This window comes from Pseudomonas sp. PDM18, from assembly GCF_014852585.1.
Classification (GTDB): Bacteria; Pseudomonadota; Gammaproteobacteria; order Pseudomonadales; family Pseudomonadaceae; genus Pseudomonas.
This window is the reverse complement of the sequence record NZ_JACVBX010000001.1, coordinates 36,398-48,007: the sequence shown is the minus strand read 5'-3', so window position 1 is coordinate 48,007 and position 11,610 is coordinate 36,398. Positions and strand designations below refer to the sequence as shown.

10 protein-coding genes and 1 pseudogene are annotated in these 11,610 nt (G+C 64.2%); 7 read left to right on the top strand and 4 right to left on the bottom strand.

What is annotated here, in order from left to right; all coding sequences use genetic code 11:
• The first annotated feature begins 125 nt into the window (after positions 1-125).
• From IB274_RS00210 to sthA, 4 genes and pseudogenes are all read left to right on the top strand, one after another.
• Positions 126-1,592, top strand: coding sequence for a glyceraldehyde-3-phosphate dehydrogenase (locus IB274_RS00210; RefSeq protein ID WP_192430889.1), 1,467 nt, complete (start codon positions 126-128; stop codon positions 1,590-1,592).
• A 107-nt stretch (positions 1,593-1,699) separates the two neighbouring features.
• Positions 1,700-3,067 (top strand): annotated as a pseudogene (locus tag IB274_RS00205) (amino acid permease); the annotation flags it as partial.
• A 151-nt stretch (positions 3,068-3,218) separates the two neighbouring features.
• The gene (locus IB274_RS00200) at positions 3,219-4,238 is read left to right on the top strand and encodes an FAD:protein FMN transferase (protein WP_192430145.1); all 1,020 of its coding nucleotides are present in this window, start codon (positions 3,219-3,221) and stop codon (positions 4,236-4,238) included.
• Positions 4,239-4,448: 210 nt separating this feature from the next.
• Positions 4,449-5,843 (top strand): Si-specific NAD(P)(+) transhydrogenase, encoded by a 1,395-nt coding sequence (gene sthA, locus IB274_RS00195; protein WP_192430144.1) that lies wholly within the window; start codon positions 4,449-4,451, stop codon positions 5,841-5,843.
• Positions 5,844-5,885: 42 nt separating this feature from the next.
• Here the strand turns inward: sthA and IB274_RS00190 are convergent, their stop codons facing one another.
• From IB274_RS00190 to IB274_RS00180, 3 genes are read right to left on the bottom strand one after another with little or no spacing between them, the layout of a single operon-like run.
• Positions 5,886-6,608, bottom strand: coding sequence for a glycerophosphodiester phosphodiesterase (locus tag IB274_RS00190; RefSeq protein WP_081519456.1), 723 nt, complete (start codon positions 6,606-6,608; stop codon positions 5,886-5,888).
• The gene (locus IB274_RS00185; protein WP_138214932.1) at positions 6,605-6,919 is read right to left on the bottom strand and encodes a phosphodiesterase; all 315 of its coding nucleotides are present in this window, start codon (positions 6,917-6,919) and stop codon (positions 6,605-6,607) included. The genes IB274_RS00190 and IB274_RS00185 overlap by 4 nt, the downstream gene beginning before the upstream one ends.
• A 14-nt stretch (positions 6,920-6,933) precedes the next feature.
• Positions 6,934-7,509 carry a PilZ domain-containing protein gene (locus tag IB274_RS00180; protein WP_192430143.1) on the bottom strand — a complete coding sequence of 192 codons (576 nt, stop codon included), beginning with the start codon at positions 7,507-7,509 and terminating at the stop codon, positions 6,934-6,936.
• A 124-nt stretch (positions 7,510-7,633) separates the two neighbouring features.
• Here IB274_RS00180 and IB274_RS00175 point away from each other — a divergent pair, with 124 nt between their 5' ends.
• Genes IB274_RS00175 through IB274_RS00165 form a run of 3 tightly spaced genes read left to right on the top strand, consistent with a single transcriptional unit; the run spans position 7,634 to position 10,837 of the window.
• Positions 7,634-8,887, top strand: coding sequence for a lipoprotein-releasing ABC transporter permease subunit (locus IB274_RS00175; RefSeq protein ID WP_138214930.1), 1,254 nt, complete (start codon positions 7,634-7,636; stop codon positions 8,885-8,887).
• Positions 8,880-9,578, top strand: a complete 699-nt coding sequence (gene lolD / locus IB274_RS00170; RefSeq protein ID WP_192430142.1) for a lipoprotein-releasing ABC transporter ATP-binding protein LolD — start codon at positions 8,880-8,882, stop codon at positions 9,576-9,578. Before IB274_RS00175 ends, lolD begins: the two co-directional genes overlap by 8 nt.
• 11 nt (positions 9,579-9,589) lie before the next feature.
• Entirely contained in the window at positions 9,590-10,837 is a 1,248-nt protein-coding gene (locus tag IB274_RS00165; RefSeq protein WP_192430141.1) for a lipoprotein-releasing ABC transporter permease subunit, read from the top strand.
• A gap of 103 nt (positions 10,838-10,940) precedes the next feature.
• Here the strand turns inward: IB274_RS00165 and IB274_RS00160 are convergent, their stop codons facing one another.
• Positions 10,941-11,471: a DUF2062 domain-containing protein gene (locus IB274_RS00160; RefSeq protein WP_192290733.1), complete on the bottom strand. Its 531-nt coding sequence runs from the start codon at positions 11,469-11,471 to the stop codon at positions 10,941-10,943.
• Between the last annotated feature and the right edge of the window lie 139 nt (positions 11,472-11,610).

The window sequence follows — 11,610 nt, the reverse complement described above, 5'->3', positions numbered from 1 at the left end:
CGGTCGAGGAATTTGACCGGTCGGATTGTAACTATCCCGATTGACGGATGTCAGTCATACGACCGCTGCGGATTGCCGGCGATTGTTCGCGCCGTCATAATGTAGCCCCTTTTTTCTTCTCCTACATGTGGAAGGTATTGCCCGTGACCCAGAAGCCCGACCAGTGTCTCGGTGAGTGGATCGATCGTGAAGCCCTCGCGGAAGCCATGATTCCGCTGATCGGTCAGCTGTACCGTAACAACAACGTGGTGACCTCGATCTACGGCCGTGGCCTGATCAACCGTTCGGTGATCGCGATCCTCAAAGCGCACCGCTTTGCCCGTCACCGCCTGGCCGAAGAAGGCGGGCTGTCGGTTCACGACACTTTCCCGATCCTCAAGGCGATGAGCGAGCTCAAGCTGGGCGCCGCCTCGGTAGACCTGGGCAAGATGGTTGCCAAGTTCAAGACCGAAGGTAACGGCCGCAGCATCGAGCAGTTCACCAAGGACGAGCTGGCCGACGTGGTCGGCAAGCAGAACGGCGGCGCCCGCGAAGGCACCGACGTGGTCCTGTACGGCTTCGGTCGTATCGGCCGCCTGCTGGCGCGCATCCTCATCGAGAAGACCGGTGGCGGCGACGGCCTGCGCCTGCGCGCCATCGTCGTGCGCAAGGGCGCCGACAACGACCTGGTCAAGCGTGCCAGCCTGCTGCGCCGTGACTCCGTGCATGGTCCGTTCGATGGCACCATCACCATCGACGAAGAAAACAACACCATCACCGCCAACGGCAACCTGATCCAGGTGATCTACTCCAACGACCCGGCGTCGATCGACTACACCCAGTACGGCATCAAGAAAGCCCTGCTGGTCGACAACACCGGCAAGTGGCGTGACGCCGAAGGCCTGGGCCAGCACCTGAAGTGCCCGGGCATCGACCGCGTGATCCTGACCGCTCCGGGCAAGGGCGCGCTGAAGAACGTCGTTCACGGCATCAACCATGGCGACATCACCGCTGACGACAAGATCGTTTCCGCCGCTTCCTGCACCACCAACGCCATCGTGCCGGTGCTGAAGGCTGTCAACGACCAGTACGGCATCGTCAACGGCCACGTCGAAACCGTTCACTCGTTCACCAACGACCAGAACCTGATCGACAACTTCCACAAGGGCAGCCGTCGTGGCCGCGCCGCGCCGCTGAACATGGTGATCACCGAGACTGGCGCCGCTACCGCTGCCGCCAAGGCTCTGCCGGTCCTGAAAGGCAAGCTGACCGGCAACGCCATCCGCGTTCCGACGCCGAACGTCTCCATGGCCATCCTCAACCTGAACCTGGAAAAGGCCACCAACCGCGAAGAGATCAACGAGTACCTGCGCCAGATGGCCATGCACTCGGACCTGCAGAAGCAGATCGACTTCGTGTCGTCCCAGGAAGTGGTTTCCACCGACTTCGTCGGCTCCCGCCATGCGGGCGTCGTCGATGCCGAGGCGACCATCGCCAACGACAACCGCGTCGTCCTGTACGTCTGGTACGACAACGAGTTCGGCTACAGCTGCCAGGTCGTCCGCGTGATGGAAGACATGGCTGGCGTGAACCCGCCGGCTTTCCCGCGCTGATCCAGGCGGTCTAGATAAACGGGAGCTCTCGGGCTCCCGTTTTTCGTTACTGGCTCCACCATTCCAACGATAAAATCTGCCAATTCCCGAACCTGGAAAGACTTCAAATGGATGGACAACATCTGCATGAAGGCGAGCTGAAGCGTGGCCTGAAGAACCGCCACATCCAGTTGATCGCCCTCGGCGGCGCCATCGGTACCGGCCTGTTCCTGGGCTCTGCCGGCGTGCTGCAATCCGCCGGCCCGTCGATGATCCTCGGCTACGCCATCGGCGGCTTCATTGCCTTCCTGATCATGCGCCAGCTCGGCGAGATGATCGTCGAGGAGCCCGTCGCCGGCTCCTTCAGCCACTTCGCGCACAAGTACTGGGGCGGTTTCGCCGGCTTCATGTCGGGCTGGAACTACTGGGTGCTGTACATCCTGGTGGGTATGTCGGAGCTGACCGCGGTCGGCAAGTACATCCAGTTCTGGTGGCCGGACTTCCCGACCTGGGCGACGGCGGCGGTGTTCTTCGTGCTGATCAACGCCATCAACCTGTTCAACGTGAAGGCCTTCGGCGAGACCGAGTTCTGGTTCGCCATCATCAAGGTCGTCGCCATCATCGGTATGATCCTGCTCGGCATCTGGCTGCTGGTCAGCGGCACCGGCGGCCCGCAGGCGTCGGTGAGCAACCTGTGGGCGCATGGCGGATTCTTCCCCAATGGCTGGAAGGGCCTGGTGATGGTCCTGGCGATCATCATGTTCTCCTTCGGTGGCCTGGAGCTGGTCGGCATCACCGCCGCCGAAGCCTCAGAGCCGAAGAAGGTGATCCCCAAGGCGATCAACCAGGTCATCTACCGGATCCTGATCTTCTACATCGGCGCGCTGGCCGTGCTGCTCTCGTTGTACCCCTGGGATGCCCTGCTGCAGAGCATCAGCAGCGCCGGCGACCCCTATAGCGGCAGCCCGTTCGTGAAGGTCTTCTCGCTGCTGGGCAGCGAGTACGCGGCGAACATCCTGAACTTCGTCGTACTCACCGCCGCCCTGTCGGTCTACAACAGTTGCGTGTATTGCAACAGCCGCATGCTCTTCGGCCTGGCCGAGCAGGGCGATGCGCCGCGCGCCTTCGCCAAGGTCGATGACCGTGGCGTGCCGCTGCTGGCCATCGGCGTCTCGGCGTTCATCACCCTGGCCTGCGTGGTGGTCAACTACGTGATCCCGCACCAGGCGCTGGAGCTGCTGATGTCCCTGGTGGTCGCGGCGCTGGTGATCAACTGGGCGATGATCAGCCTGGCGCACATGAAGTTCCGCAAGGCCATGGTCGCCAAGGGTGTGCAGCCGTTCTTCCGCGCGCTGTGGTACCCCTACGGCAACTGGCTGTGCCTGGCCTTCGTGGTGTTCATCCTGGCCATCATGCTGCAGATCCCGGGCATCGACGTGTCGGTGTATGCAATCCCGGTGTGGATCGTGCTGATGGGTGTGTGCTACCTGTTCAAGCGCAAGACCCCGGCCAAGGCCAGCGCCTGAGCCGATTGAGAAACGGGAGCTTCGGCTCCCGTTTTCTTTGGGTAACGCACCTTTGCCAGAGCGGAAACAGTGGCGCCGGCTGCTTGCGGTAGAATGCCCGGCGCCGCGCACCTGGCGGCTGATGGAGATAACCTTGTCCCGTGCAAGCCTGTTGATCGTGCTGGTTCTGGCAGCCCTGAGCGGCTGCGGGAAATCCGTCGAGCGCTTCGGCGGGCCGACCATGGGCAGCAGCTATACGGTGCAGTACGTGCCGACCGGCAAGTCGCCGGACTCAGCCAAGCTCAAGGCCGAGGTCGACGCGATCCTGTCGAGCCTGGACGAGCAGTTCTCCACCTACCGCGACGACTCCGTGGTGTCCCGTTTCAACGCCTTGCCCGCCGGCGCCTGCGTGGCCTTGCCGGCGGACATGCTGACGCTCTGGGGCTACGGCGAACAGCTTTCGCAACAGAGCGGTGGCGCCTTCGATCTCACCGTCGAGCCGCTGATGAACCTCTGGGGCTTCGGCCCGCAGTCGCGCAGCGAGAAGGTGCCCGACGCCGCCGCGCTGGAGCATGAACGCGCCCGCGTCGGCCATCAGCATCTGCGTCTGAACGGCGATCAGCTGTGCAAGGACGTCGACGCGCAGCTGGACTTCGACAGCATCGTCGCCGGCTATGCCGTGGACCAGGTGAGTGCCCGCCTTGCCGAGTTGGGCTTGACGGATTACCTGGTGGAGATCACCGGCGAGCTCAAGGCCGTGGGTCACAAGCCCGATGGCACGCCGTGGCGCATCGCCCTGGAAGTGCCCAGCGGCGAGCGCGAGCGGCAGGTGGAGCGTTCGGTGGCGCTGGACGGCATCGGCTTGTCCACCTCCGGCGACTACCGCAACTATTTCGAGGAGGGTGGGCAGCGCTACTCGCACACCTTCGATCCGCGGACCGGCGCGCCGGTCCGCCATGCGCTGGCGGCGGTCACCGTGGCGGAAGCCCAGGCGCTGCGCGCCGATGGCGTGTCGACCCTGCTGATGGTGCTGGGACCGGAGGAGGGCTATACCTTTGCCGAGCGCAATGGGCTGGCGGCCTTCTTCATCGTGCACGACGGCGACGGCTTCGTGACCCGCGCGACGACGCGCTTCGAAGCGCTGTTTCCGTCGCCTGAATGAAAGCTTCGGCGGGCATGATGGCGGCCCGCCGGGTGGCAGCGGTATGTAGTGGCGGCAAAATTCGCCTACCTGCCGACCAACCGCTAATGTGCAGCCTTTTGCCGCAGGGCTAAGCTGCGCCAATGATTTCGATCCGCCTCGGCGCATGTGGCGCCGGGGCTTCGCCGGGAGCGCCACGCGGGCGCCCCGGCCTGTTCTGAAGGAGTACGCATGGCTGTCTACAACTACGACGTGGTGATTCTCGGCACGGGTCCGGCAGGCGAGGGGGCGGCGATGAACGCCTCCAAGTACGGGCGCAAGCTGGCGGTGGTGGACAGCCGTCGCGTGGTCGGCGGCAACTGCACGCACCTGGGCACCATCCCGTCCAAGGCGCTGCGTCACTCGGTGAAGCAGATCATCGAGTTCAACACCAACCCGATGTTCCGCCAGATCGGCGAGCCACGCTGGTTCTCCTTCCCGGATGTGCTGAAAAGCGCCGAGCGGGTGATCTCCAAGCAGGTCTCCTCGCGCACCGGCTACTACGCGCGCAACCGCATCGACATGTTCAACGGCACCGCCAGTTTCGTCGACGAGCGTACCGTTGAAGTCGTGACCCCCAGCGGCGCCGTGGAGCGCCTGGTGGCCGACCAGTTCGTCATCGCCACCGGCTCGCGCCCGTATCGCCCGTCGGATATCAACTTCAACCACCCACGCGTCTACGACAGCGACACCATCCTGTCCCTGAGCCACACCCCGCGCCGCCTGATCATCTACGGAGCCGGCGTGATCGGCTGCGAGTACGCCTCGATCTTCAGTGGCCTGGGTGTGCTGGTGGACCTGATCGACACCCGCGACCAGTTGCTCAGCTTCCTCGACGACGAAATCTCCGATGCGCTGAGCTACCACCTGCGCAACAACAACGTGCTGATCCGTCACAACGAGGATTACGAGCGCGTGGAAGGCCTGGACAACGGGGTGATCCTGCACCTGAAGTCGGGCAAGAAGATCAAGGCCGACGCCCTGCTGTGGTGCAACGGCCGCACCGGCAACACTGATCGCCTGGGCCTCGAGAACATCGGCATCAAGGTCAACAGCCGCGGCCAGATCGAGACCGATGAGAACTACCGCACCTCGGTATCGAACATCTATGCCGCCGGTGACGTGATCGGCTGGCCGAGCCTGGCCAGCGCCGCCTACGACCAGGGTCGTTCCGCTGCCGGCAACATCGTCGAGTACGATGGCTGGCGCTTCGTGAACGACGTGCCGACCGGTATCTACACCATTCCGGAGATCAGCTCGATCGGCAAGAACGAGCAGGAACTGACCGTGGCGAAGATTCCCTATGAGGTGGGCAAGGCCTTCTTCAAGGGCATGGCCCGCGCGCAGATCTCCAACGAGCCGGTGGGCATGCTGAAGATCCTGTTCCACCGCGACACCCTGGAAATCCTCGGCGTGCACTGCTTCGGTGACCAGGCCTCGGAGATCGTCCACATCGGCCAGGCGATCATGAACCAGCCGGGCGAACTGAACACCCTGAAGTACTTCGTCAACACCACCTTCAACTATCCGACCATGGCCGAAGCCTACCGCGTAGCGGCGTTCGACGGCCTGAACCGGATTTTTTGAAATACCCCGACCGGCGGCCTGAGCCGGTCGGGGAGAACCTGCTCAGCGATTCCCGATCGTGGCAGTGGCCAAACCGGGAAAGTCTGTGATCAGGCTATCCACGCCAAAATCAGCGAGCCGGCGCATCAGCGCCGGTTCGTTGACCGTCCACACCGACACATGCAGCCCCTGCTTCTGCGCTTTCAGCAAGCGCTCCGGGGTGCACAGCATCCAGTTCAGCGCCAGCAGATCACAGCCGTAGTGCGCGGCGACCTTCAGCGGGTCGAGCCAGGCATATTCGGCCACCAGCCCGCGTGACAGCTCCGGCGCCAGTTCCTCCAGTGCGCGCAGTACCGTGCGCGAACTCGAGGTCACGGTGATCCGGTCGCGCAGGCCGAAACGGCCTACCAACTGGTGGATCGCCTGAACCGTGCGGCCAGCACGATCCTTCGACGCGCTTTTCACCTCCAGCTGCCAGTGCTCGAACTCGCAGCGCTCGAACAACTCCGCCAGGCGCGGGATGGGGCAGGGGCGTACCCAGCCTGGGCCGCCGTCGCGGGCGTCCATGGTCACCAGATCCTCCGCCAGTTGCTCGGAGACCTTGCCGCGGCGGCCGGTGGTGCGCTTGAGCGTCGGGTCGTGGATCACCATCAGCTCGCCGTCGCGGGACAGGTGCAGGTCCAGTTCGCAGCGCTTCACGCCATGTTCCAGGCAGCGCTGGAAGCTGTTCAGGGTGTTTTCCGGTGCTTCGCCTTTGGCGCCGCGATGGCCATAGATCAGAGTCACTGGGGCTCCTTGGGAGTCGGTGAAAGGTCCTTGAGGTATTGCGAACGGTGCTGGCGGACGGCATCGACCACCACGCCACTCTCGAAATAGACGCTGAATTCGCGGTAGTCCCAGCGCGAGATGGGCGGCTTGCCCACCGCCGGGTGCTCTTCGTCCGGAAGGCCGAAGCGCTCCAACACAGCCTTCTGGCTCTCGCCACGGGCCGGCAGCACGATGTGCGGGTCGCCCTGGCTGCCCACAGGTATCTCGATGGTATCCGCCAGCAGTGGCAGCGGGGTGACAAGGCTCAACAGGAGCAGCAGATGGCGCATGGATTTCCCTGGGTTCATTCTTCGCGGGCCTTGGCCTGCCGGCGTTCCAGTGCCTGGCGCTGGAGAATGTGGCGAGCCAGCAACTGGCGCTGGGCGTCGCCGAGCATCTCGAACTCGGTGCCGATCTCGTAGTCGCCCTCGGGCTGCTGCTGGCAATGGGTGACCTTGGCGCGCAGCAGCAGGCCCAGGCCGTGGGGGAGCAGGATGATCTTCAGCGCCAGGTCCTGGCCGACCGGCAGCGGCTGGGCGTCACGGAAATTGATGCCGCCCTCGGACAGCGTGACCTTGCGCGCCGGACCGATCTCGCTGAGCAGGCTCTGGGTCAGGGCCTGGGCGATCAGGTCGATGCGCTTGTTCATCACCTTCAGGTAGCTGGCCAGCGGGCGGTCGCGCTCATTGATATGGCGCAGCAGGTGCTGCGACTCGAAGTCGGTCAGGTGCAGGTCGCTGAGCAGATTGAACAGCGCGGAATCATCCTGAAGCACTTCTTGCGACTGGATTTCGTCTTCGCGCAGCGGGCGAAATTCCAATGCGAGCGTGTCTTCAATACGATAGTATTCGCGGCGGTCATCCGCGTCTGGAGTGGACATGGCGAACCCACGGCAGCAGTGATGGTCTGAGTGTAAAGCCGCCTGCCTGGCCTCGCCACACGGAAGTCGCACGCCAGATGGAACTGACGCCCGACGCACTCTTCACCTTCTCATTCGGCCCCACATGTTCAGACCCCTTTCCGTCTACATCGGAACGCGCTACACACGCGCCAAACGCCGCAGCCATTTCGTTTCCTTCATCTCGCTCACCTCCATGATCGGCCTCGCGCTGGGTGTGGTGGTGATGATCGTGGTGCTCTCGGTGATGAACGGCTTTGACCACGAGATGCGCACCCGCGTGCTGGGCATGGTGCCCCACGCCACGGTGGAGTCCTACCAGCCGATCTCCGATTGGCAGGGCATCGCCACGCAGATCAAGACCCAGCACCCCAACGTGCTGGAAGTCGCGCCCTTCATCCAGATGCAGGGCCTGCTCAGCGCCGGCGGCACGGTACAGAAGGTACTGATCAACGCCGTGGACCCGAACGAGGAGAGCAAGGTCTCGATCATCGACCAGTTCTTCCAGGAGGGTTCGCTCACGAGCCTCAAGCCCGGCGAGTTCGGCATCATCATCGGCGACAAGGCGGCGAAGAACCTCGGCGTGAAGCTGGGCGACAAGGTCACCTTCATCGCCCCGGAAGTCTCGGTCACCCCGGCCGGCATGTTCCCGCGCATGAAGCGCTTCACCGTGGTCGGCACCTTCCATGTCGGCGCCGGTGAACTGGACGGCTACGTCGCCATGGTCCACATCGACGACGCCGCGCGCATGCGCCGCCTCAAGGAAGGCCAGGTCGAAGGCCTTCGCCTGAAGCTCGACGACCTGTTCCAGGCGCCGCGCACCGCCTGGGAAATCGCCCGCACCCTGAAGGGCAACGACTACTTCGCCCGCGACTGGACCCGCAGCCACGGCAACCTGTACCAGGCGATCCGCATGGAGAAATCCATGATCGGCCTGTTGCTGCTGCTGATCGTCGCGGTCGCCGCGTTCAACATCATTTCCACCCTGGTCATGGTCGTGACCGACAAGAAGGCCGACATCGCCATCCTGCGCACCCTGGGCGCCACGCCGGGGCAGATCATGGCGACCTTCATGGTCCAGGGCACGGTGATCGGTGTCATCGGCACCTTCATCGGCGGCGTGCTGGGCATCCTCGCGGCGCTCAATGTCAGCTCCGCCATCGCCTTGCTGGAGCGCTTGCTGGGCCACAAATTCCTCAACGCGGACGTCTACTTCATCGATTACCTGCCCTCGCAACTGATGAGCGAGGACGTGATCCTGGTGTGCAGCGCCGCGCTGATCCTGAGTTTCTTCGCCACCCTGTATCCGGCCTGGCGTGCGGCCCGCACCCAGCCCGCGGAGGCCCTGCGTTATGAGTAAGCCGACCCCCCACGACCAGGCCGTCCTGAGCTGCCGCGACCTCGGCAAGCGCTACGAGGAAGGCCCGCAGTCGGTCGAAGTGCTCTCCGGCGTGCAACTGGAGCTGCTGCCCGGCGAGCGCGTCGCCATCGTCGGCAGCTCCGGCTCGGGCAAGAGCACCCTGCTGAACATGCTCGGCGGCCTCGACACGCCCAGTACCGGCAGCGTATGGCTGGCCGGTGAGCAGTTGTCGGCGCTGAACGAGAAGCAGCGCGGCCTGCTGCGCAACCGCGCGCTGGGCTTCGTCTACCAGTTCCACCACCTGCTGCCCGAGTTCACCGCGCTGGAGAACGTCTGCATGCCGTTGCTGATCGGCAAGACGCCGATCCCCGAGGCGCGCCAGCGTGCCACTGCGCTGCTGGAGCGGGTCGGGTTGGGCCATCGCCTGAGCCACAAGCCGTCGGAGCTGTCCGGTGGTGAGCGCCAGCGCGTGGCCATCGCCCGTGCTTTGGTCAACACGCCGAAGCTGGTGCTTCTCGACGAGCCCACCGGCAACCTCGACCAGCACACCGCCCACGGTATCCAGGAGCTGATGCTGGAACTGTCGCAGTCCCTGCGCACCGCCTTCCTGGTGGTGACCCACGACACTCACCTCGCCCAGCAGATGGATCGTGTGCTGCGCCTGGAGGAGGGCCGGCTGGTCGCCGCCTGAGGGATAACGGAATGTTCAGACCCCTGTCCGTCTTCATCGGCACCCGCTACACCCGTGCCAAGCGACGCAACCACTACATCTCGTTCATCTCCCTGACCTCGATGATCGGCCTTGCGCTGGGCGTGCTGGCCATGATCGTGGTGCTTTCGGTGATGAACGGCTTCCAGAAGGAAATGCGCTCGCGCATCCTCGGCATGGTTCCGCATGCCGTGCTGCAGCAGGCCAGCGGCCCGCTGGACGACTGGCAGCGCGTGGCCCAGGTGGCGAAACAGAACCCGAAGATCGTCGGCGCGGTGCCCTACACCGAAGTCGACGGCATGCTCTCCTACAAGGGCATGATGCAACCCATCGAGGTCGATGGCGTCGATCCGGCGCTGGAAACCCAGGTGTCGATCATCGGCCAGCACATGGTCCGCGGCAGTCTCGACGATCTCAAGGCCACCGAGTTCGGCGTGGTCATCGGCGAGATCACTGCGCGGCGCTTCCACGTCAATGTCGGCGACAGCCTGCTGCTGATCGTCCCCGAGCCGAGCACCGCGCCCGGCGGCATCACCCCCCGCATGCAGCGCCTCAATGTGGTCGGCATCTTCAAGGTCGGCGCCGAACTGGACAGCACCCTGGCGCTGATCCACGTGGACGACGCGGCCAGCCTGATGCGCTGGCAGCCAGGCCAGGTGCAGAGCGTGCGCATCGCCCTGAAGGACCTTTTCCAGGCGCCCGAAGTCGGCGCGGCCATCGCCAAACAGCTGGGCGACGGTTACCGCTCGGTGGACTGGACTCACACCCAGGGCAGCCTGTTCAGCGCGATGAAGATGGAAAAGACCATGATCGGCCTGCTGCTGTTGCTGATCGTCGCGGTCGCCGCCTTCAACATCATCGCCACCCTTATCATGGTGGTGGCCGACAAGCGCGCGGACATCGCCATCCTGCGCACCCTGGGCGCCACGCCGAAGCAGATCATGGCGATCTTCATGGTGCAGGGCACGGTGATCGGCCTGATCGGCACCGTCATCGGCTGCGTGCTGGGCGTGCTGGCGGCGTACAACGTCACCGCGATCGTCTCGACCCTGGAGCGCGTCGCCGGCACCCACGTGTTCAACTCGGACATCTATTTCATCAACTACCTGCCGTCCGACCCGCAGATCAGCGACATCGTGCTGATCTGCGTCGCGGCGCTGTCGATGAGCTTCCTCGCCACGCTCTACCCGGCCTGGCGCGCGGCCTCGACCCAGCCGGCGGAATCGCTGCGGTACGAGTGATCACCGGCCCATGAAAAAGCCGCCCTTCGGGGCGGATTTTTTGTACCTGTAGGAGCAAGCTCGTTTCTACGAAAAAACGTAATTGCCGAGGCGGCGATTGCGTCTACAGGCCGTTCTGCAGGTTGCGCAGCGCCCGACGCCGCCGCCAGCTGCGGCCGATCCACCAGCGCCAGTAACCCTCGGTGAGCAGGTAGCCGAGGATGCCCACCAGGATGCCGCAGATCACCGAGCCCAGCAGGAACGGCTGCCAGAGCATCGACAGCTCGCCGCTGATCCATTCCCAGGTCAGGTGGTCGGGCAGGGCGCGTGCCGGGATGCCCATCACCCAGGCGCCCATCTTGTAGGTGCAGTAGAACACCGGCGGCATGGTGATCGGGTTGGTCAGCCAGACCAGCCCCACCGAGATCGGCAGGTTGGCCCGCACCCACACCGCCAGCGAGGCGGCCAGCAGCATCTGCAGCGGGATCGGGATGAACGCGGCGAACAGCCCCATGCCCATGGCACGGGACACGGAGCGGCGATTCAGGTGCCAGAGGTTGGGCGACTGGATCAGCGGTCCGAGAAAGCGCAGGCCCTTGTGGTTCCTGATGCTCTCCGGATCGGGCATGTAGCGCTTGAAGATTCGGCGCGGCATGGAGGAAATCTCTGGCAGACGGACGACGGTTCATTATGCCTAGCTAGGTGACAGTCATTCGTTGCCAACTATGTCCGTGTGTAACCGCCGCAGACCAATCGGATCGGCGGTTGCGCCGGGGTCAGGGAGTCGCTCCGTT